Source organism: Azonexus sp. (assembly GCF_047638095.1).
Classification (GTDB): domain Bacteria; phylum Pseudomonadota; class Gammaproteobacteria; order Burkholderiales; family Rhodocyclaceae; genus Azonexus.
In genome coordinates, this window is the sequence record NZ_JBLJBW010000023.1 from 1 (window position 1) to 22,455 (window position 22,455).

Here is a 22,455-nt window from a genome sequence, read left to right on the forward strand (position 1 = left end):
GGCTGCGCGGTCTGCGCCAGTTCGTGCAGGTGGTCGTGCAGTTCCGTCACGAAACCGCGCATGTCGGCGGCGATGCGTTTGTCGTCCCAGCCCATGTCCTTGTCGATGCGTTCTTTCTTGACCTTTTGCAGCAGATCGGCGGCGATTTTCTCGCGCACGGAACCTTCATCCTGGCCCACCCAGGCGTGCAGCAGGTCGTGGATTTCGTTCAGCACCAGATGCAGGCCGGCGGGGGCAAAGGGCGGCGTCTGGTGGGTGACGACCACGGCGCGGCCGCGGCGCTTGGTTTGCAGGGCTTCGCCAATGTTATCGACGATGTAGGGGTACACCACCGGCACGTCGCCAATGGCGGCAAACGGGTAATCCGTTACCGGCAGGCCGCGTTCCTTGCCGGGCAGCCATTCCTGCGAGCCGTGCGTGCCGTAGTGCACGATGGCGTCGGCCTTGAACTGCTCGCGCAGCCACAGGTAGTGCGCCATGTAGTAGTGCGAGGGAGCGGCCACCGAGGAATGGTAGAGCGCCTTTTCCTTGTCCTCCCAGCGCTCGCCGCGCGGGGCTTGCGGACTCAGGATGAGCTTGCCGATGCGGTAGCGCGGAATGACGAAATAGGCTTCGCCGCCGTCTTTCACCACCATGGTCGATTTTTCCGGATCGCCCCAGCGTTCTTTCATTTCGGCCTGTGCCACGGCCGGTTGTTTGGCCAGCCAGGCACGGTAGGCCTTGACCGGCAGGCGCTCGGCCAGGCCGTCGCGCAAGAGGCCGGCAAGTTCGCCGTCGCGGTAGTGGGCGGCGAGCAGGCGTTGCAGGTTGGCGATGAGGGTTGGCTCGGTTTCCGGCGTGGTGTCGTAGCCCGCTTCGCGCAAGGTTTTCAGGGTGGCTTCCAGGCTGCGCGGCACATTCAAGTAAGAGGCGGAAAAATTCTTTTCGCCCGCCGGGTAGTTCCAGAACAGTACCGCCACCTTCTTTTCGGCGTTGGGCAGACGTTGCAGGCGGATCAGCTTGAGCGCCTTGTTGACCACGGCGGCGCTTTGCTCGGCGAGTACGGCGACATCGCCATTTTTGCTGACGACGTTACTCATCATCGGGTCGAAGATGCCGGCGTATTCGGCCTGCGCCAGGTAAAACGGCACGTCCATCAAGGGCATGCCCTGGGCGTCGGCGCGCCAGGCGGCTTCATCGCCACGCCGGTAGGCGAGCGCCTGGGTGACCGGGATGCCGAGTTTTTCCAGTTCCTTGCGCCAGCCTTCCGGGTTGAGGATGATCTGCGTGTTGATGAGCGCGTCGGCCACCGGCTTGCCATTGATCGTCAGCATCGGCGCGTGCGGCGTCATCACCCCGGCGTAGTAGGGCAGGGCCAGCCCGCCGCCAGCTTCGATGCGGGTAATCAGGTCGTCGATGAAGGTGGTCTGTTCCGCGCCGATGCTGATCTGGTGAAAGGCAATGGCGACCGTCGGCGGGCGTTTGGCCGGATCGATGCCGCGCCAGCGGAAATACTCGGCGGGCGTGGCGAAGACCTGGTTTGGCGCTTGCGGGTGGTAGATGGCGTCGTCCGGGAAAATGAAGGGGTCGGCGACTTTCGGCACCGGCTCGCCGCGCAGTTCAGCGGCCAGGGTGGCGAAAAAGCCCTCGAAATTGCCCCGTCCGCCATTGACGTAATAAGCGTGCAGGCGCTTGGCGAGCGCTGCGTTGAACCCTTCGGCCTGTGGCCCATCGTCGTTCATCCAGATATGGCGGCCCTTGAAACTGGCAAGCGGTTTTTCCAGCCGGCGCTTAACGGCGTCGCGCATATGGGCGCGCCCGGCGTCGAAGATCACCGCATCGCGTTTATCCAGCAAGCTATCGGCCAGATTCGGCGGAATCCGCTCGGCAAAATGCGCCTCCACCGTCAGACCGTACTTGGCGGCGACTTCCTTCACCATCTTGAACTTGCCGGGCGGAACCGGAGAAACGGCGACGAAAAGGATGTTCTGGGCGCTGGCCGGGGCGGTGCAGAACAAGATGAAAGCGGCGAGAAAGATACGGAATCGAGTCATGGTGATCAAAGCGTGGCTGGCGGTGGGCTGGCGGAAAAAGGCGGTTTAGCGCTTGGGAAAATTTAGGCAGGGGTCTTGGCGTTCGGCCGGGGCGGTGTACCAGACGACATCGAAACGGGTTTTCAAGACATCGAGTGGCGGATTGTCCGGCTTGCCGGTTTCCAGCCAGGCAATAGCCAGGGTTTTGCGCGCTGGCGAGAGCTTTTCCAGCAGCACCGGCACGCCGTAATCGCGCCGGACATGGCCGTTGCCGGCAAACAAAATCACTGGCTGGCCGCTTTGTGCCGTTTGCGCGGCGCGCGTGATGGCAAGCGCCATGGCCGCATCGCGGGCGCGCTGGGCGAGGGTGAGGCCAGGCACCAGGCTTTGCGGTATCTGGCCGCAGTGGTTGTCGAGTAGATCCTGATGCAAATTGCTTTGCGCGCTTTCATTCAGCGGTGCTTCTTGCAGCGCTTGCGCAATGTCTTGCGGCAGCGCTGCGCCACCTTGCTGGACGACGGCGCGCGCTTGCGTGCGTGTGATGTTGCCGCCGTAGAGCGCCAAGCTGAGTTGGCGCGCCGTAGCAAATAACGGCGCGTGTAACGGCCAGCGCCAGTTTTTTGCATCAAAGCCAGCAGCCTCCAGCGCGGTCAGCAAGTCACCGTCGGCCGTGGCACGCTGGCCGCGTTCCAAATGCTCCGCAACAATGATCGGGTCCTGACTGCGCAAAGCCTGTAAAAGCTCAGCCCGGCGGTCGTGATGGTGCGAGTTGTCGTGCAGCTCGCCCAGGAGAATCACGTCGGTTTTTTTCAAGGATTCGAGCAGATCGGCGCGAGAAATTTCTCTTTGCTGGCCCAGGTCGAAAATCTGTTCTTCGGCCAAAAGTGTTAGCGAAGAGAAGGCGAGCCCCGCGGCAAGCAAGGCGTTGTTGAGAAAGCGCTTTCTGTTTTCCACGGGGTTTTCCTGAAAATTTAAAAACATTTGGCTGGCTGCCTGGGAAAATTCCACGGGTGGCTTGCGTTCATCGAGAGTTTTTTGAGAATGCAAAAGGCAGGCACTGGTGTGCCTGCCGGTGGACATCAGAAATCGGCCTGGAATACGACACGCAGGTTACGGCCGGGTTGCGAGTAGTAATCAAGGCCCTGGGTGTTGTCGAGTACGCTCATGTGGCGAATGTCGCTCCACACCCAGTATTTTTTGTCGAACAGGTTATTGATCGACACCGTCACGCGGGTGTCGCGTGTTGGTTTGATCCAGGCGGACAGGTCGGTAATGCCATAGCCGGGGGTGCGGTAGTAGGCGGCGTCGCTGTCGTCGGTGCGCGATTTGCTCTTGGCGGCGCGCAGGCGGCTCTCGGCACCCCAGGTGCCGGTGGCGTAGCTGATACCGAAGCTGGCGCGCAGCGGATCGACACTGTTCAGCGGCTCCTTGGTTTTTTCATCGCTGCCGTGCGCATAAGCAATCGCGCCATCGACCTGCCAGCCCGGTGCGAAATCCCAGCTGCCGCGCACTTCCATGCCGTAGATGCGCACCTTGGAGAGGTTGCGGTACTGCGTGGTGCCCTGGGCGAGGCCGGGGATGCAGTCGGGGTCGCTCGGGCAGTTGAGCGAGACGTCGGTGATGAAGTCCTTGTAGCGGTTGTCGAACACCGCCACCTGGCCGCGTGTTTTCTCGCCCCGGGCACGCAGGCCGAGTTCGAGGCCGATGCTGGTTTCCGGCTTGAGATCGGGGTTGGGCGCGACGCCGTAGCCGATGTTGATGTTGCGCAGCGAGCTGTTGACTTCGCTGTAGCTCGGCGCGCGGAAACCGCTGGCGATCTGGCCGTAGGTGGCCAGAGACGGGTTGAACTTCCATTGCCAGCCGAGTTTGGGCGAAATGCGATCGTGTGTCTGAGCCGAGGCTTGGCGTCCGTTGGCATTGAGGGATTTGGCGGCCAAGGCGTCGACATCCGGTTTCAGGCGGGTCCAGTCGTAGCGGATGCCGGGCGTCAAGCTCAGGCGCTCATTGAGCAGCGTGATTTCATCTTGCAGGAAAATGCCGAAGGTGTCGGTCTTGCCGTTCGGGAAGTAGCGTAGCGGGTACAGCTCACCGTTGAGATTCTTGCTGACGGTGCCGGCGGGCGGCGGGGCCATGGTGTTGACGCCGACTGGCGGGGGCCTCATGGGGAGGCCGGTGAATACGGCGGGGTTGATGCCGGCCAGGGTGTTGGTCAGAGTCGTTGTCGTGTCGCTCTTGGTTGTCACTTCCTGGCGCATCAAGTCGGCACCGTAGGTGAGCAGGTGCGAAACGCCGGCCAGCGTGAAGGCCGATTCAAATTGCAGATTGAGCGCGGTCTGCGTCTGTTCCATCTCGAATTTTTGCGTCACGTCGCAATTGGCATTGGCCCAGCCGCGCGGGTCGAAGGGCATGAGGGCTGGCATGTACACCGGGCTGAACTGACCGGTTCCCCGTGCTGAACAGCCTGTTCCATTGAAGTAGTAGACCGTTCTTTCGCGCTTTTGGAAGTTGTTGTTGTCGGTTTTGGTGCTTTGGTGCGACAGACGCGCTGTCAGGCGGTCGTAAAAGGCCGCGGCCGGTTTGTGTTCCCATTCGAGACTGCCGCGCAGGCGCGAGGTTTCATCGTCGCCCTTCTGTGATCTGACCCGGTTGTAATCGGCTTGCGACAGACGCAGGTTGTCCGATTCTGTTTCCTGCAAACGGCCATCGAGGGTGGCCGTCAGACGGTGGCCGGCGGCCGGTTTGAGAATCAGCTTGGCGATGCCGCCGCGGTCGTCGATGTCCAGCGCGTTCGGTTTGCTGCGGTTTCCGGTGATGCGATTGCCCGGAAGAGGGGGATTTCTAGCGTCCGTGGTATCAAGGCTGCCATTGCTGTTGCCCTTGTTTTTGAATTCATCGCTGCGGCTTTGCGAATAGCCCAGCAGCAGTTCCCAGGCTTCGCCTCGGGCGGCACCGATCACCGTGCCGGTGAAGCCATTGTTGGCCCCCGTCCAGCCTCCTTTGAGGCGTACGCCGCTGCGGGCATCGCCGCGCAGGATGTCGGCGGGGTTCAAGGTCAGATAACCGACGACACCGCCGAGCGCGTCCGAACCGTAGAGGCTGGAAGCCGGGCCGCGTACGATTTCGACTTGGCGCAGAAAATCCGGCATGACGCCGAGCGGGTTGTTAACCTGGAAATTGGTCGGGCCGTAGGTGTAGGGGTCGGACATGCGCACGCCGTCGACGGTCTGTACGATGCGCTTGTCTTCGATGCCGCGAATGTTGACCGAGGCCGCGCCGTGCCGGCGCGTATCGCGGTTCATCACGATGTCCGGATCGTCGCGGAAAAGGTCTGTTTCGTCCGCGATGGGGCGGCGATCCATTTTCTCGCGCGTCACGGCGGTTACGGTGACCGGGAGATTATCCACGGCGGCTTGATTGCGTGTGGCAGTCACCACGGTTTCAGCCAGGCTGGCGTCGGTGGTCTGGGCGAAAGCTTGAGTGAAGGCGCTAAGTAGAGCCAGGGGAACGGCGCGTAGGCCGAACCGGAACGGGGGGGGCATTGAATCTTCTCCAGTCAGTGTGAGCGGGTGTGTGCGCTGCTGGCTGGCTGGCGATTTTTATTGGCTAGCTGGCTAAATGCGAATCGTTATTGTTACCTATTCTGTTCAATTTGTAAATAGATGTGCACGCTGTCGGGTGTCGTGCATGGCAAAGAGGGGATTGAAAATACGGATTCGTGTGGGGGTTTTCTGAAATTGCGGGCGACAAAAAACCCCGCCGGAGCGGGGTTTTTTATCGAAAACTGACGGCTTACTTATTGGTGCCGATCAGCTCGATGTCAACGCGGCGATCCGGCTGCAGGCAGTCGATCAGCGCCTTGGTCTTCTTGTTGCCCTTGCAGGTGTCACCCGTGACCGGCTGGGCCTTGCCCTTGCCTTCGGTGTAGACGCGATTGGCTTCGATGCCCTTGGCAACCAGATATTCCTTAACAGCGGCGGCGCGCTTTTCGGACAGTTTCTGGTTGTAGGCAGCGCCACCGATGCGGTCGGTGTGGCCGACGGCGAGGATGACTTCGAGGTTCAGTTGGCCGGCCTTGCTGGCCAGTTCGTCGAGCTTGGCTTTGCCTTCCGGACGCAGCACGGCTTTGTTGAAGTCGAACAGGGCGTCAGCGGCGATGGTGATCTTTTCGCCCGCCGGTTTCGGGCCAGCAGCAGCCGGAGCAGCAGCGGCCGGAGCAGCTTGGCCGCCAGCGCAGACGTTGGCCGGGATCAGGTCTTTGTCGCACTCGCAACCGGCCTTGTCGGCAGCAGCAGCGGCCGGGGTCCAGTAGCCGGTGCGCCAGCACAGGCCGAAACCAGACTTGGCGACGACGTCGCGCTGGTCGATGACATAGACACGCTCTTGAGCGACGGCGGCAAAGCCGACGCTGGCGAGCAGGGCGGCAGCCAGGGTTTTCTTGGCGATGTTCTTCAGCATAATCTCTTCCCTCGTTGAGAAATTGATGGTTGTGACGGTTAGCAGCAGGTGATTATGACGTTTCATGACCCCTTGCGCAAACTTGCGCTCTATTCTGCCACAGGGCTAAGCTGGCTTCCAAGCTTATTGCATGGGGGGCTTGCAGGGTTTTGTTGTAGATACGACACATTCCGTCTATCCAGACGTGCGTCACCTGTTCGCGTCCGGCAACGTAGATCAGGTGTGACAAGGGATCGTAGCAGGGCTGGCATTCCAGGCCGCCCAGGTGCACGGCGACGATGTCGGCGGCTTTGCCGGGGGCGAGCGAGCCGGTAATCTGTTCCAAACCCAGGGCGCGCGCGCCGTTGAGGGTGGCCATGCGCAGAATTTGTGCCGCTGGCAGGAGGCTGGCGTTTTCGCCGTGACCTTTGGCGAGCAGGGCGGCCAGGCGCATTTCCTGAAAGAGGTCGAGCCGGTTGTTGCTCGCCGCGCCGTCAGTTCCCAGGCCGACATTGACGCCGGCGGCGAGGAGGTCGGCGATGCGGGCGATGCCGCTGCCCAATTTGAGATTCGAGGTCGGGCAGTGGGCGATGTTGGCGTTTTGCTCGGCGAGCAGTGCAATTTCTTCGTCGCTTAGGTGCACGGCATGCACGCCGATGAAATCCGGATCGATCAAGCCAAGGCGATGCAGGCGTTCGAGCGGGCGCACGCCGTGTTCGCTGATCGATTGTTCGATTTCTGCCCGTGTTTCGTGAATGTGGCAATGAATGGGCAGGTTTAATTGCTCGGCGAGCGTGGCGATACGCGTAAATGTGCGATCGCTCACGGTGTAGGGCGCATGTGGGGCGAGGGCGAAATTTAGCCGTGGGTTGCTGTTGCTGTCGCGTGCGGCAAGCCCTTGGCGCAGGTAATCGTCGGCGTCGTTGGCGTAGCGGGTGGGGAATTCCAGTGTCGTCATGCCCAGGGTGGCGCGCAGACCAAATTCGCTGGCCGCCTGGGCGGCGGCTTCCGGGAAGAAATACATGTCGTTGAAGCAGGTAATTCCGCCGTGCAGCATTTCGTGGCAGGCAAGGCGCGTGCCGTCGCGTACGAAATCGTGTGCGACGAGCGCCCCTTCGGCGGGCCAGATGTGATTTTGCAGCCAGTCCATCAAGGGCAGGTCATCGGCGATGCCGCGCAGCAGATTCATCGCCGCGTGGCTGTGCAGATTGATCAAACCAGGGATGAGCAGGTGTTCATCGAGCTGGATTTTTTCGCGCGCCTGAAAAGCTTCGCGGGCTTCGCTGATTGGCAAAATGGCAAGAATTTTTCCGGCGTCGACGGCAATGGCATGGTTTTTCAGGACGTCGTCTTGTTCGGCGGTGGCGATCCAGCGGGCTTCAAGTAAAAAATCGATGTTTTGGGGTGTCGGTGTCATGGTGCGGCGAGCGAGGTAAGGGCTTGGCGTGGTAAAATAGCAGATTCTCCAAGTTTCGATGCGGGCGCTGTGTTTTCGCTGGCATCGGACTTGCGCCATAACAGCGCCGCGTATGCGCAACGGATAGCACACCATGGATCAATTCGCCAAAGAAACCCTGCCGATCAGCCTCGAAGAGGAAATGCGGCGCTCCTATCTCGATTACGCGATGAGCGTCATCGTGGGCCGGGCCTTGCCGGACGCGCGCGATGGCCTGAAGCCGGTGCACCGCCGCGTGTTGTACGCCATGCACGAAACCAATAATGTATGGAACCGCCCCTTCGTCAAATGCGCCCGTGTCGTCGGCGAGGTCATGGGTAAGTATCACCCGCACGGCGATTCGGCGATTTACGACACTTTGGTGCGCATGGCGCAGGATTTTTCGCTGCGCTATACCCTGGTCGATGGCCAGGGCAACTTTGGCTCGATCGACGGCGACAACGCCGCCGCCATGCGCTACACCGAATGCCGCCTGGATCGCATCGCCTCCGACCTGACCGCTGACATCGATAAAGAAACCGTCGATTTCGTGCCCAATTACGATGGTAAAGAGTTGGAGCCTTCGGTTTTGCCGGCGCGCATTCCCAACCTGCTGATCAATGGTTCGGCCGGTATCGCGGTGGGCATGGCGACCAACATTCCGCCGCACAACCTGCGCGAAGTCATCGCCGGTTGTCTGGCGCTTTTGGAAAACCCGGCGCTGACGATCGACGATTTGATCGACCTCATTCCCGCCCCGGATTTCCCCACGGCCGGCCTGATTTACGGCGTGATGGGGGTGCGCGAAGGCTATAAAACCGGGCGTGGACGCATCATCATGCGGGCGCGCACCCATTTCGAGGACATCGGCAAGGGCGACCGGCAGGCGCTGATCGTCGATGAAATTCCCTATCAGGTGAACAAAAAAACCCTGATCGAAAAAATTGCTGAGTTGGTCAACGAAAAGAAGATCGAGGGTATTTCCGACATCCGCGACGAGTCCGACAAGTCCGGTATGCGCATCGTCATCGAATTGAAGCGCGGCGAGGTCGGCGAAGTCATCCTCAACAATCTGTATAAGCAAACCCAGCTGCAAGACACTTTTGGCATGAACATGGTGGCGCTGGTCGATGGCCAGCCGCGCCTGCTCAATTTGAAGCAGATGCTGGAATGTTTCCTCTCGCATCGGCGCGAGGTGGTGACGCGGCGCACGGTGTATGAACTGCGCAAAGCGCGCGAGCGCGGCCACATTCTCGAAGGTCTGGCGGTGGCGCTCTCCAACGTCGATGAAATCATCGCGCTCATCAAAGCCGCGCCGACGCCGGCGGATGCCAAGCAGAGCCTGATGGCCCGCCAATGGCGCAGCCCGGTGGTCGAGGAGATGTTGCAACGCGCCGCCTCCGACGCCTCCCGCCCGGAAGGGCTGGCCCCGGAATTCGGCCTTTCGGCGCAGGGTTATCGCCTGTCGGATGCCCAGGCTCAGGCCATTCTCGAACTGCGCCTGCAACGCCTGACCGGCCTGGAGCAGGACAAAATCGTCGGTGAATACAAGGAAGTCATGGACAAGATCGTCGATCTGCTCGACATCCTGGCCAAGCCGGCGCGCATCACCGCCATCATCGCCGATGAACTCGCTGCCGTACGCGAGCAGTACGGCGACGAGCGCAAATCGGAAATCGTGCTGCACACGCAGGAACTGGGCATCGAAGACTTGATCACGCCGCAGGATATGGTGGTGACCTTGTCGCACGGCGGTTATGTCAAGGCGCAGCCGCTCGCCGACTACCGCGCCCAGCGGCGCGGCGGGCGCGGCAAGCAGGCGGCGGCGATCAAGGATGAGGATTTCATTGATCATCTATTTGTCGCCAACACGCACGACTACATTTTGTGTTTCTCCAACCGGGGCCGCTGTTATTGGCTGAAAGTTTATGAAGCGCCGCAGGGCAGCCGGGCGAGCCGGGGTAAGCCCATCGTCAATCTCTTCCCGCTGGAAGAGGGCGAGAAGATCAACGCCGTTTTGCCGGTCAAGGAATTCGCCGACGACAAATACGTGTTCATGGCCACCCGCAGCGGCACGGTCAAGAAAACGCCGTTGTCCGATTTCTCCAACCCGCGCAAGGCCGGCATCATCGCCGTAGACCTGCTCGATGACGATTACCTGATCGGTGTCGAACTGACCACCGGCCAGAGCGACATCGTGTTGGTGTCGGACGCCGGCAAGGCAGTCTGGTTCGACGAGGAAGATGTGCGCCCGATGGGTCGCGGCGCGCGCGGCGTGCGCGGCATGAAGCTGCAGGACGGCCAGACGGTGATTTCGCTGCTGGTCGCCGAGGACGACCAGCAGACGGTGCTGGTTGCCACCGAAAACGGGTTTGGCAAGCGCACCGTGCTCGCCGACTTCCGCCATTCCGGGCGCGGCACGCAAGGCGTCAAGGCGATTGCCGATTCCGAGCGCAATGGCGTGGTGATCGCCGCCAAACTGGTCAATGACGACGACGAGGTGATGCTCATCACCACCGGCGGCGTGCTGATCCGCACCCGCGTTTCCGAGATTCGCGGCATGGGCCGGGCGACGCAGGGTGTAACGTTGATTGCGCTGGATGACGGCGAAAAGCTGGCCGGGCTGGAAAAAGTGGCGGAATCGGTGATCGAAGCCGAAGGGAATGCCGACAATGCGGCCGAAAGCGATGTTGAAAACGCCGCTGAAAATGTTGAAAGCAGCCCGCAAGCCCCCGAGGCGCTGCCACCTTCTGACGCCAGCCCCGAGGAGAACTGACATGGCGCGTCTGCATAATTTCAGCGCCGGGCCGGCTGCCCTGCCGGAAGAGGTCTTGCGCCAGGCGCAGGAAGAATTGCTCGACTGGCGCGGCAGCGGCTGCAGCGTGATGGAGATGAGTCACCGTGGCAAGGAATTCATGGCGATTCTTGCCGAGGCTGAGGCCGACCTACGCGCGCTGATGGGGATTCCCGCGCAATACAAGGTGTTGTTTTTGCAGGGCGGCGCGACGCAGCAGTTCGCGCAGATTCCGCTGAACCTGCTGGCCGGGCGCTCGGCCGATTACATCGTGACCGGCAGCTGGTCGGAAAAAGCCTTCAAGGAAGCGCAGAAAATCGCCCCCTCGCTCGCCCAGGGCAGCAGTGTGCGTCTCGCGGCGACGACGAAAGCCAGCCACTACACCCGCCTGCCGGTGGCCGAGGAAATCAAGCTCGACCCCTTCGCCGCCTACCTGCACGTGTGCACCAACGAAACCATCCACGGCGTCGAAATTCCTGCCGAGCGCATTGCCGATACCGGCGTGCCGCTGGTGGCGGACATGTCCTCGCACATCCTGTCGCGCCCGGTAAACGTCGAGAAATTCGGCCTGATCTACGCTGGCGCGCAGAAAAACATCGGCCCTTCCGGGCTGACGCTGGTCATCATTCATCAGGATTTGCTCGGCATGGCGCCGCTTTGCGCGCCGACCCTGCTCGATTACGCGGTGCAGGCGGAAAACGGCTCCATGCTCAACACGCCGCCGACTTTCGGTATTTATATGGCCGGTCTGGTGTTTCAATGGCTGCAAAAAGAAGGCGGCCTGGCCGGCATCGAAGCGGTGAATCGTGAGAAGGCGGCACTGATTTACGCTGCGATCGATGATTCGCAAGGGTTTTATACCAATCCGGTCGATCCGGATTGCCGTTCGCGCATGAATATTCCCTTCGTGCTGGCGCGTCCTGAGCTCGATGCTGAATTTCTTGCCGAGGCAAAGACTGCCGGCCTGCTGGGTTTGAAAGGCCACAAGTCGGTCGGCGGCATGCGTGCCTCGATTTACAATGCCGTGCCGCTCTTTTCTGTGCGCGTGCTGGCGGATTTCATGAATGATTTTGCCCGCCGCAAGGGCTGAACCTGCCTCGCTGACCATGAGCAACGATATCCAACACGCTTTAGCCGGGGTGCGCGCCGAGATCGATCGCATCGACGGTGAATTACTGCAGCTGCTCAACCAGCGCGCGCGCTGTGCGCAGCAGGTGGGCGAGATCAAGGCAGCCTTCGGCGATGCCGGTTTCATTTATCGCCCGGAGCGCGAAGCGCAGGTTTTACGCCGTTTGCAGGATGAAAACCCCGGGCCTTTGTTGAACGAAAACATCAGCTTTTTTTTCCGCGAAGTGATGTCGGCCTGCTTGTCGCTGGAGCAGCCGCTGTCGATTGCTTTTCTCGGCCCCTGGGGGACTTTTTCCGAGTCGGCGGCGAGCAAGCATTTCGGTCACGCGGCCCGGCTTCTGCCGCAAGCTTCGATCGACGAAGTATTTCAGGAAGTTGAAGCGGGGCGCGCGCATTACGCCGTGGTGCCAGTAGAAAACTCCACTGAAGGCGCCATTGGGCGCACCATGGATTTGCTCTTGGCGACTCCTTTGCAGATTTGTGGCGAGGTGGTGTTACGCATCCACCAGAATCTGTTATCGCAAGAAAGTGCGCTGGAATCCATCAAGAAAGTGTATTCGCACGCGCAGTCGCTCGCCCAGTGCCACACCTGGCTGAACCGCATGTTGCCGGGCGCGCAGCGCATTTCGGTGGCGAGTAACGCGCAGGCCGCGCAACTGGCGGCCAGTGAAGCCGGCGCTGCCGCCATTGCCGGCGAGGCCGCCGCAGCGCGCTATGGTCTGCCGAAACAGGCAGAAAATATCGAGGATGAGCCCAACAACACCACGCGTTTTCTCGTCCTCGGCCGCCAGGATGCCGGGGTTTCCGGGCGCGACAAAACTTCGCTCATCATGTCCACGCCGAACCGTACCGGCGCTTTGCACGCGCTGCTCTCGCCGCTCACTGCCGCCGGGGTGTCGATGTGCCGTCTGGAATCGCGCCCGGCGCGTAACGCCCTGTGGGAATATGTGTTTTACGTTGATATCGAAGGTCACCGCGAAACGCCTGAGGTCAAGGCGGCGCTGGAGAAACTCGCGGCCAATGCGGCCTTTTTGAAAATTCTCGGTTCCTACCCTTTTGCCGTGTTCTGAGGAAAGTCCATGTCCCTGTCCGCCCAAGCCTTGCCGTATGTACGCGCCATTTCGCCCTACCAGCCGGGTAAGCCAATTACGGAATTGGCGCGCGAAATGGGTTTGCCGGTGGAGCGCATCGTCAAACTTGCTTCCAACGAAAATCCTTTGGGCATGAGCCCTTCGGCGCAGGCGGCGGTAGCAAAGGCCCTGTCTGGCGTGGCGCGCTATCCGGATCAATTCGAACTGATTGAAAAGCTCGCCGCGCATACCGGGCTGACGCGTCAGCAAATCGTGCTGGGCAATGGCTCCAACGATGTACTGGAAATGCTGGCGCGGGTTTTTCTCGCGCCGGGGCGCTCGGCTGTATTTTCGCAATATGCTTTTGCCGTGTATCCCCTGGCCACCCAGGCCAGCGGTGCCGAAGGGATCATGGTGCGCGCGCTCGATTACGGTCATGATCTGGCAGAAATGCTTGCTGCCATTCGTCCGGATACGCGCCTGGTGTGGATTGCCAACCCGAATAATCCGACGGGTAATTTCCTGCCTTACGACGAGGTCCGCGCTTTCCTCGAAAATGTGCCGCCCGATGTGGTCGTAGTGCTCGATGAGGCGTACAACGAGTATCTGCCGCCGGCGGCGCGCATCGATACTGCCGCCTGGATCGCACAATTTCCGCAACTGGTGGTGTGCCGCAGTTTTTCAAAAATTTACGGACTGGCCGGTTTGCGCCTGGGCTACGCCATGGCCAGCCCGGAAGTGGCCGATTTGCTCAATCGCGTGCGCCAGCCCTTCAATGTGAATAATCTCGCGCTCGTTGCGGCGCAGGCGGCGCTCGACGATACGCCATTTTTGCAGGCCAGTTATGAATTGAATCAAGCCGGCCTGGCCATGCTGGTCAATGCCTTGTCCCGTATGGGGTTGTCGCATATTCCTTCGGGCGGCAATTTTTTGACTTTCCGGGTGGGCGATGCGGCGCGGGTGAATCAGCTTTTGCTGGCTGAAGGCGTCATCGTGCGCCCGCTGGCCGCTTATGGTTTGCACCAGCATTTGCGCGTCAGCATCGGCACGCTGGAAGAAAACGCCCGTTTCATTGCGGCGCTGGAAAAAGTGCTGGAAAAAACTGCGGAGAAGGGGGCCTAAATGGCTGCCGATGCTGCGCGGCCTGAATTCGGCAAGGTCGTCGTTTTTGGCACCGGCCTGATCGGTGGCTCTTTTGCGCTGGCCTTGAAAGCGGCAGGCGCGGTGGAAGAGGTGGTGGGTTTTGGCCGCGCCCCCGGCACTCTGCGCGTGGCGCAGGAACTCGGCGTGATCGACCGGGCGGGGATCAATCCGGCGCATGAAATCGGTGATGCCGATATTGTTCTGGTGGCCACGCCGGTGGCGCAAATGCCGGAAATTTTTTCCCGCATTGCCCCCTATCTTGGGCCGCAAACCCTGGTCACTGACGGTGGTTCGACCAAAAGCGATGTGGTGGCGGCGGCGCGTTACGCCTTCAAAGGCCATATCGGCAAATTTGTTCCGGCGCATCCTATTGCCGGGGCGGAAAACAGTGGTCCGGCCGCGGCGCGTTGGGATTTGTACCGGGGCAAGAAAGTCGTCGTCACCCCCTTGGCGGAAAACAACGACGAGCGCCTGGATCGCATCAAACGGGCCTGGGCCCTGTGCGGCGCGGATATTTACGAATTGAGCCCGGAGCAGCACGACCGCGTATTTGCCGCCGTCAGCCACCTGCCGCATCTTTTGTCCTACGCTCTCGTGCATGATTTGGCGACGCGCGAAGATGCCGATCTGTTCTTTACCTTCGCCGCCTCCGGCTTTCGCGATTTCACGCGTATTGCCGCCAGTCACCCGGAAATGTGGCGCGACATCTGTCTGGCCAACCGGCAGGCCTTATTAGAGGAAGTCGAACGTTATCAGGCGCAGTTGGCCGAATTGCATACGGCGCTGGCGGCAGGTGACGGTGAGCGTCTGGAAGATGTTTTTGGTATTGCCCGTCAAGCCCGCCGGGAATGGGCCGGCGGCTGATTTTCTACAACGTATAGAAAGGGATTTCGATGATTTTGGTTACCGGCGGTGCGGGTTTTATCGGCAGTAATTTCGTTCTCGACTGGCTGGCGCAAAGCGACGAGCCCGTCGTTAATCTCGATGCCCTGACTTACGCGGGCAATCTGGAAAACCTCGCCAGCCTCGCGGGCGATGCGCGCCATGTTTTTGTGCACGGCAGTTTGATCGACGGCGATTTGCTGACGCGTTTGTTCGCCGAACATCAGCCGCGCGCGGTGGTCAATTTTGCGGCGGAATCACACGTTGACCGCTCCATCCATGGCCCGGAAGATTTCATTCAGACCAACATCGTCGGTACTTTCCGTTTGCTCGAAACGGCGCGCGCTCATTACGGCAAGCTCGATGCCGCACGCCAGGCGGCCTTTCGTTTTCTGCACGTATCGACCGACGAGGTGTACGGCTCGCTGGATAAAAGCGCGCCCGCCTTCACGGAAAACCACCGCTACGAACCCAACAGCCCGTATTCCGCGAGCAAGGCCGCTTCCGACCATCTGGTACGCGCCTATCATCACACCTATGGCCTGCCGGTGCTGACCACCAATTGCTCGAACAATTACGGTCCTTATCATTTTCCGGAAAAGCTGATTCCTCTTGTCATCCACAATGCGCTTTCCGGCAAAGCGCTGCCGATTTACGGCGACGGCCAGCAGATTCGCGACTGGCTCTATGTCAAAGACCATTGCAGCGCGATTCGCCGGGTGCTCGAAGGCGGACGCTTGGGTGAGGTGTATAACGTCGGCGGCTGGAATGAAAAAGCCAACCTGGAGGTGGTGCACAGCCTGTGCGATTTGCTCGATGAACTCAGCCCGCGTGCCGATCAGCGCTCTTACCGTGAACAAATCACCTTCGTGACGGATCGCCCCGGACACGACCGCCGCTACGCCATCGATGCGCGCAAATTGGAGCGCGAACTGGGCTGGAAGCCGGCAGAAACCTTTGCCAGCGGTCTGCGCAAAACCGTGCGTTGGTATCTCGATAACGCCCAGTGGGTCGAGAACGTCACGAACGGCAGCTACCGCGACTGGGTGGGCCAGCACTATGGAGATCAATCATGACTGTGCAGCGTAAAGGCATCATCCTTGCCGGCGGTGCCGGCACCCGCCTGCACCCGGCGACGCTTGCCGTATCCAAGCAGCTCTTGCCGGTGTACGACAAACCGATGATTTACTACCCGCTCAGCACCTTGTTGCTGGCCGGCATTCGCGACATTCTGGTGATTTCGACACCGCAGGACACGCCGCGCTTTCAGCAGCTTTTGGGCGATGGCAGCCAGTGGGGCATCCGCTTGCAATACGCTGTACAGCCCAGCCCGGACGGCCTGGCGCAAGCCTTCATCATCGGTGCCGACTTCATCGGGGAGGCTCCGTCGGCGCTGGTTTTGGGAGACAACATTTTCTACGGCCACGATTTTCACCAGCTGCTCGCCAGCGCCGATCAGCGCACCAACGGGGCGAGTGTGTTTGCCTACCATGTGACCGATCCCGAGCGTTATGGCGTGGCGCAGTTCGCTGCCGATGGGCGGGTTTTGAGCCTGGAAGAAAAACCGGCGCAGCCGAAATCGAATTACGCCGTGACCGGCTTGTATTTTTACGATCAGCAGGTCGTTGAACTGGCCCGCCAACTGAAACCCTCGCCGCGCGGGGAGCTGGAAATTACCGACCTCAACCGCTGTTATCTGGAGCGCGGCGCCTTGAACGTCGAAATCATGGGGCGCGGTTATGCCTGGCTCGACACCGGCACCCACGACAGCCTGCTCGATGCCAGCCAGTTCATCGCCACCCTGGAAAAACGTCAGGGTCTGAAAGTGGCTTGTCCGGAAGAGCTGGCCTACCGCCAAGGCTGGATCGATGCCGCACAACTCACCCGCCTGGCGCAGCCGCTGGCAAAAAATGCCTATGGTCAATATCTGCTCAATCTTCTGCAAGATCAGGTGATTGGGTGAACAGCGGATAAAAATTTATGAACATCACCGCCACCCGCATCCCTGATGTGCTTTTGATCGAACCGCGTGTTTTTGGCGATGCGCGCGGTTTTTTCTTCGAAAGCTTTAATCAGCAACAATTTAGCCAAGCTGTGCCAGAAGCGCACTTCGTGCAAGATAACCACTCCAAATCGGCGCGCGGCGTATTGCGCGGTCTGCACTATCAACTCGCCCCCAAGGCCCAGGGCAAGCTGGTGCGCGTCGTGGCGGGTGAGGTGTTCGACGTGGCGGTGGATATCCGTGCCGCTTCGCCGACCTACGGGCAGTGGGTAGGTGCGCTTCTTTCGGGCGAAAACAAGCGGCAACTGTGGATTCCCCCGGGTTTTGCGCACGGCTTCGTCACTTTGAGCGACACGGCGGAATTCCTCTACAAAACCACCGACTACTACGCTCCGGAATATGAGCGTTGCATCCGCTGGGACGACCCGGATCTGGCCATCGACTGGCCTCTGCGCACCCCGCTGTTGTCCACCAAGGATGCGCAAGGCGCAGCGTTTGCCAGTTTGCGCAAGGCTGAGTAAGCGCCTGCCGCGCTATTTTTTCCCTTTTCAAGGGAAGGGTGCGCCAGTGCGAGCAAAGCTCAATCCGCCCCAGGAATCCGCGGTAGGAAAATTTTTTGCGCGCGCCTATCGCCTGAACTAAAAACATGAAATGATAACGGCATGATTTATGCCGTTATCTCCTTTGCTGCGGGTGTGGTTTTCGTGCAGAACCAAGCACTGCTGCCGCCGTTCTGGTGGGCCTTGGGCGGGGTGGTTTTGCTGCTGTTTCTGTCATTTTTCAGCCGGAAGAGGGCGGCGAATAGGTTGTGTGCGCGGCCGGCCAACGGCGCGCGCCGTGTCTGGTCAGGTGTGCGTTTTTTGACATTGGGTGCGGCCTGTTTTCTGATCGGGGTGGCGTGGACCAGCTGGCGGGCGGAAGAACGTTTGCAAGATGCCTTGGCGACGCCGTGGGAAGGGCGCGATGTTGCCGTACAAGGGGTGATCGCTGGTTTGCCGCAGGCAACGGCGCGCGGCTTGCGTTTCGAATTACGGGTGGAAAATATATTAACCCCGGAGGTATTGACCCCGGAGGCGCGCCTGCCGCAGCGTCTGCAGCTCAACTGGTACGCCCCGCGCGGCGCAGGGGCGGCGCTGCCGGAAATCATGCCGGGGCAGCGCTGGCGGTTTGTCGTGCGCCTGAAAAAGCCGCACGGTAGCGCCAACCCGGGAGGCTTTGATTATGAAATGTGGCTGTTCGAGCGTGCCATTCGGGCTACCGGTTATGTGCGTGGGACGAAAGGGGAAAAGCTGGCGGCCTTCGTGCCTTCTGGCGAAAGCCTGGTGGATCGTTTGCGCCACGGCGTGCGGGCGCGTTTTGAAACGGTTTTACCCGCGCAAGAATGGCCCTGGGTGGGTATTTTGGTGGCCCTGGCGGTAGGCGATCAGAAAGCGGTGGAAGGTGAATGGTGGACCGTATTCAACCGCACTGGGACGACGCACCTGATGTCGATCAGCGGCCTGCATGTGACTATGGTGGCCGGCATGCTGGGCGGTTTGGTGAGTTTTTTCTGGCGGCGTCTGCCGGGGCTTGCCTTGCGCTATCCGGCGCAGCACGCGGGGGTTTGGGCGGCGGCGCTGGGGGCGTTTCTCTATGCTTTGCTGGCCGGTTTCGGTGTGCCGGCGCAGCGCACGTTTTACATGCTGTTGGTGGTGGCCTTGGCCATGCTCTCCGGGCGTTTGCCGGGGCCGCGTCAGGTGCTGGCCCTGGCGGTTTTGCTGGTGTTGCTGCTGGATCCCTGGGCGGTCTTGGCGGTGGGCTTCTGGTTGTCGTTTGGCGCAGTGGCCGCCTTGCTGTTCATCGCCAGCGCCCGTGTCGAGCAGATCAGGGGCTGGCGCGCGCGGCTCGGAGAATGGGGGAGTGTGCAGTGGGCGGCAACACTGGCAACCCTGCCGGTGTTGATGGCCGTGTTTCAGCAATTCTCCCTGGTTTCGCCGCTCGCCAATGCCTTTGCCATTCCCGTCATCAGCTTCATCGTCACGCCTTTGGCCTTGCTGGCAGCACTCTTGCCCTGGCCGCCGCTTTTATTGCTGGCGCACGGTGTGCTCGGCGGGTTGATGCAGTTTCTTGTTTGGTGTTCGGAATGGCCGGTGTGGCAGGCGGCGGCACCGCCTTTTTGGGCTGTGCCGCTGGGCCTCGTGGGTGTGGCGCTGGTCCTTTTGCCGCGCGGTGTGCCGGGGCGCGCGCTGGGTTTCGTCTGCATCCTGCCTTGTTTGCACTGGCCGGCCCCGGCGCTGCCGCCGGGTGTGGCGCAAATCGATGTGCTGGACGTGGGGCAGGGGCAGGCCGTTCTGGTGCGCACCCAATCGCACACGCTGCTCTACGATGCTGGGCCGCGCTATAGCGCTGAGGCCGATGCCGGGCAGCGCGTGGTTTTGCCCTATCTGCGCTGGCTGGGGGTGCAGCGTATCGATCGGGTCGTGCTTTCGCATGGCGATGCGGACCATATCGGCGGATTTTCTTCCCTGCTTGCCGGGGTGGCGGTGGGCGATGTGTTGTCGTCGATCAGTGATTTATCGACCCAACTGCCCGCCAATTTATGTGTTGCCGGCCAGCACTGGCAGTGGGACGGCGTGGATTTTCGCCTGCTGCATCCCTTAGCCGATGCTTATGATGCGCCGCAAAAGCGTAATGCTTTGTCCTGTGTGTTGCAGATTTCGGCCGGCGGGCGGCAGCTTTTGCTGACCGGCGATATCGAAGCGGCGGATGAGCTTGCCTTGCTGCAGCGTGCAGGTAAAGCGCTGGCCAGCGAGGTGATTTTAGTACCGCACCACGGCGCGGCAGGCTCTTCTTCAGCGGCCTTCGTGGCCGCCGTGGGCGCGCAAGAAGCGATTTTTTCGGCGGGTTATCGCAACCGTTTTCAGCACCCACGCCCAGAGATTGTGCAGCGTTACGCCGAACAGGGCGCGCGCACCTGGCGTACCGATACCGACGGGGCGATTGCGCTGCGTCTGGGGGAAAGTCAGGGAGAAAAAGACTTGGCGATTGACAGTTGGCGGGCACGCCATGCGCGTTATTGGCAGGGGAGGTGAGGCGGGGAGTGATACATTCGGGCCTGGGTAAAAAACAGGGAGCCTTGGCCGATGAAGGAAAGTTTTCAATCGCAGCGGGTGCAATGCCTGAGTCCTTCGGGCCTGCACCACATGCATTACTACCAGTGGGGGGCAGCGGATAATCCGCGTGTACTCATTTGCGTGCATGGCCTGACGCGTAATGGCCGTGATTTTGACGATCTGGCGCGCACTTTGGCGGCGCATTACCGGGTGATTTGTCCGGACGTGGTCGGGCGCGGCCTGAGCGAGCATCTGCGCGATGCGACAAATTATGCCATCACGCAATACGTGGCCGATATGGTCACGCTGATTGCCCGTCTGGACGTGGAATCCGTCGATTGGCTGGGAACCTCCATGGGGGGCTTGATCGGCATGGCTTTGGCCGCGCAGCCACAAACGCCGATTCGCCGCCTGATTCTGAACGATGTGGGCCCCTATCTCGATGCGAGCGCCTTGCAGCGTATTGCCGCTTACGTCGGGGAAGATCCTTGCTGGCCCAGTTTTGCCGCGGCCCATGCGACCATTCAAGCGGTCAGTGCTTCCTTTGGAAATTTGAGCCCGGCGCAATGGCAGGCCTTGAGCGCCAGCAGTGTCTATGAAGACGCCGCCGGGCACTACCGCTTTCGTTATGATCCGCGCATTGCCGAACCCTTCAAGGCGCAGCTGGCGGCGCTCGCCCCGGGTGAAGGCATCGATCTATGGCCGTTGTACGCGGCGATTGCCTGTCCGACCTTGGCCATACGCGGGGTCAATTCTGATTTGTTAAGCCGGGAAAACTGGCGGCGTATGGCCGAGTGCGGCCCGCGCGCGCAACTCGTCGAATTGCCGGAGGTCGGTCACGCCCCCATGTTCCATGACGCGGCACAAATCGCCGTGGTCGAGAATTTTTTGTGCGCCAAGTATTGAGTTTTTTGCCGGTCTAAGAAAAATTAATTTATAAATCAGTAGGTTATTTTATGAACAGCCTGTCTATCCCCTATAACAAACGCACTTACGCGATTGAATATGTCGATTTTCCCGCCACCGTCGCAGATCGCCCGCCGCTCGTGCTCTTGCATGAAGGTTTGGGTTGCGTGGCGATGTGGCGCGATTTCCCGGAGAAACTTGCCGCCGCCACGGGCTGCCGGGTGGTGGCCTATTCCCGTCCCGGTTACGGTGCCTCAGACCCCTATCCGGATGCCCGTCAGGCAGATTACATGCACCGCGAAGGGCAGGATATTTTGCCTGCCGTGCTCGCCGCGCTGGGCCTCGAGCAGCCCGTGTTGATTGGCCACAGCGACGGCGGCAGCATTGCCCTGATCTTTGCCGGCACCACGCCGCAAGCCTTGCGCGCCGCTGTCGTCATGGCACCGCATGAATTCGTCGAAGAAGAAACTCTGGCCGGCATCCGTGCGGCGCGTGACTTGTGGGAAAGTAGCGATTGGCCGAAAAAACTCGCCCGCTATCACAAATATGCGCCGCGTGTTTTTGCCGACTGGAATGATTGTTGGCTCTCGCCGCCGTTTCGCCACTGGAATATCGAGGATTTCCTCCCGGCCATTAGCTGCCCTTTGCTTGCCATTCAGGGGTGCGACGACGAATACGCGACCTTGCGCCAGATTGAGGTTATCGCCGAAAAAGCCGGCCAGGGCGCGCAGTTGCTCAAACTGGAAAACTGTGGCCACAGCCCGCAGCGCGATCAGGAAGCTGCCGTGCTGGCAGCCATTACTGAATTTGTCGCAGCGCAGGCGAGCCGCAGCGCAGGTGAGTAGAAGTAAAGCAAACTGCTAGTACGCCTTTTTTCGCGGCAAACCCCGGGCTGAAGGCCTGTGGCTAATCCGCCGTCGTGCACTTCAGCTCGCGCGCATAGCGCTGTGCGTTGTCGACATAGTGTGCGGCTGAATAGTGCAGGCGGGCGATTTCTTCGGGGCTGAGGGGGCGCACGACTTTGGCGGGGGAGCCGAGAATCAGGCTGCCGGCCGGGTAGGTTTTGCCTTCCGGGACCAGGCTGTTGGCACCGACGATGCTGTTGGCACCAACGACTGCCCGGTTGAGGATGACCGAGCCGATGCCGATCAGACTGTTGTCGCCGATCTGGCAGCCATGCAGCATCACGAGGTGGCCGACGGTGACGTTGTTGCCGACGGTCAGCGGCACCCCTTCGTCGGTATGCAGCACGCTGCCGTCCTGGATGTTGCTGTTTTCACCAATGCGAATGGGGTCGTTGTCGCCGCGCAGGGTGGCGTTCCACCAGATCGAAGCGCCACGGGCGAGGTGCACGTCGCCGATGAGGCAGGCGTTGGGAGCAATCCAGGTGTTTTCGGCAAGTTGCGGTGTTTTTCCGGGCAGGGTGTAGACGGGCATGACAGTCCTTTCAGGCAAAAAAGCGAGAAAAATGAGGATGAATCGCGCCAGTTTACGAGTTTTTGTCAGGTAAAAACGTAAATCCTGATGTTGCGATGCAGCACGGGTGTTAAAATCCTG

General features: G+C 60.6%; 17 protein-coding genes. 11 read left to right on the plus strand and 6 right to left on the minus strand.

Features of this window, described 5'->3' with window-relative positions; translation table 11 throughout:
- The 5 genes from ACM62Q_RS07625 to ACM62Q_RS07645 form a co-directional block, all read right to left on the minus strand.
- Positions 1–2,033: cobaltochelatase subunit CobN (locus tag ACM62Q_RS07625; protein WP_415035202.1), on the minus strand; the 2,033-nt coding region annotated here is incomplete at its 3' end.
- A gap of 45 nt (positions 2,034–2,078) precedes the next feature.
- Entirely contained in the window at positions 2,079–2,966 is an 888-nt protein-coding gene (locus ACM62Q_RS07630) for a ChaN family lipoprotein (protein ID WP_415035204.1), read from the minus strand.
- 125 nt (positions 2,967–3,091) lie between these two features.
- On the minus strand, positions 3,092–5,551 hold the full coding sequence (locus tag ACM62Q_RS07635) for a TonB-dependent hemoglobin/transferrin/lactoferrin family receptor (RefSeq protein ID WP_415035206.1): 2,460 nt from the start codon (positions 5,549–5,551) through the stop codon (positions 3,092–3,094).
- 250 nt (positions 5,552–5,801) lie between these two features.
- Positions 5,802–6,467, minus strand: a complete 666-nt coding sequence (locus ACM62Q_RS07640; RefSeq protein ID WP_415035208.1) for an OmpA family protein — start codon at positions 6,465–6,467, stop codon at positions 5,802–5,804.
- A 52-nt stretch (positions 6,468–6,519) separates the two neighbouring features.
- Positions 6,520–7,863, minus strand: a complete 1,344-nt coding sequence (locus ACM62Q_RS07645) for a TRZ/ATZ family hydrolase (protein ID WP_415035210.1) — start codon at positions 7,861–7,863, stop codon at positions 6,520–6,522.
- Positions 7,864–7,996: 133 nt separating this feature from the next.
- On the opposite strand from ACM62Q_RS07645, the gene gyrA reads away from it, so the two are divergent.
- The 11 genes from gyrA (at position 7,997) to ACM62Q_RS07700 (ending at position 21,743) form a co-directional block, all read left to right on the plus strand.
- Positions 7,997–10,657 (plus strand): DNA gyrase subunit A, encoded by a 2,661-nt coding sequence (gene gyrA, locus ACM62Q_RS07650; RefSeq protein ID WP_415035212.1) that lies wholly within the window; start codon positions 7,997–7,999, stop codon positions 10,655–10,657.
- A gap of 1 nt (position 10,658) precedes the next feature.
- On the plus strand, positions 10,659–11,765 hold the full coding sequence (gene serC / locus ACM62Q_RS07655) for a 3-phosphoserine/phosphohydroxythreonine transaminase (protein ID WP_415035214.1): 1,107 nt from the start codon (positions 10,659–10,661) through the stop codon (positions 11,763–11,765).
- Positions 11,766–11,781: 16 nt separating this feature from the next.
- Positions 11,782–12,873, plus strand: coding sequence for a prephenate dehydratase (gene pheA / locus ACM62Q_RS07660; RefSeq protein WP_415035216.1), 1,092 nt, complete (start codon positions 11,782–11,784; stop codon positions 12,871–12,873).
- 9 nt (positions 12,874–12,882) lie between these two features.
- Positions 12,883–13,995: a histidinol-phosphate transaminase gene (gene hisC / locus ACM62Q_RS07665; RefSeq protein WP_415035218.1), complete on the plus strand. Its 1,113-nt coding sequence runs from the start codon at positions 12,883–12,885 to the stop codon at positions 13,993–13,995.
- Positions 13,996–14,880, plus strand: coding sequence for a prephenate dehydrogenase (locus ACM62Q_RS07670; protein ID WP_415035220.1), 885 nt, complete (start codon positions 13,996–13,998; stop codon positions 14,878–14,880).
- Between the two features lie 29 nt (positions 14,881–14,909).
- On the plus strand, positions 14,910–15,974 hold the full coding sequence (rfbB, locus tag ACM62Q_RS07675) for a dTDP-glucose 4,6-dehydratase (RefSeq protein WP_415035222.1): 1,065 nt from the start codon (positions 14,910–14,912) through the stop codon (positions 15,972–15,974).
- A complete protein-coding gene (gene rfbA / locus ACM62Q_RS07680; RefSeq protein WP_415035224.1) occupies positions 15,971–16,861 on the plus strand; it encodes a glucose-1-phosphate thymidylyltransferase RfbA in 891 nt (296 codons plus the stop codon). The genes rfbB and rfbA overlap by 4 nt, the downstream gene beginning before the upstream one ends.
- A gap of 17 nt (positions 16,862–16,878) precedes the next feature.
- Positions 16,879–17,421: a dTDP-4-dehydrorhamnose 3,5-epimerase gene (rfbC, locus tag ACM62Q_RS07685; protein ID WP_415035226.1), complete on the plus strand. Its 543-nt coding sequence runs from the start codon at positions 16,879–16,881 to the stop codon at positions 17,419–17,421.
- 141 nt (positions 17,422–17,562) lie between these two features.
- Positions 17,563–19,971, plus strand: coding sequence for a DNA internalization-related competence protein ComEC/Rec2 (locus ACM62Q_RS07690; RefSeq protein WP_415035228.1), 2,409 nt, complete (start codon positions 17,563–17,565; stop codon positions 19,969–19,971).
- 51 nt (positions 19,972–20,022) lie between these two features.
- The gene (locus ACM62Q_RS07695) at positions 20,023–20,898 is read left to right on the plus strand and encodes an alpha/beta fold hydrolase (RefSeq protein ID WP_415035230.1); all 876 of its coding nucleotides are present in this window, start codon (positions 20,023–20,025) and stop codon (positions 20,896–20,898) included.
- Between the two features lie 50 nt (positions 20,899–20,948).
- On the plus strand, positions 20,949–21,743 hold the full coding sequence (locus ACM62Q_RS07700; RefSeq protein WP_415035232.1) for an alpha/beta fold hydrolase: 795 nt from the start codon (positions 20,949–20,951) through the stop codon (positions 21,741–21,743).
- 61 nt (positions 21,744–21,804) lie between these two features.
- Here ACM62Q_RS07700 and ACM62Q_RS07705 read toward each other — a convergent pair whose 3' ends face one another.
- On the minus strand, positions 21,805–22,335 hold the full coding sequence (locus ACM62Q_RS07705) for a gamma carbonic anhydrase family protein (RefSeq protein ID WP_415035234.1): 531 nt from the start codon (positions 22,333–22,335) through the stop codon (positions 21,805–21,807).
- Between the last annotated feature and the right edge of the window lie 120 nt (positions 22,336–22,455).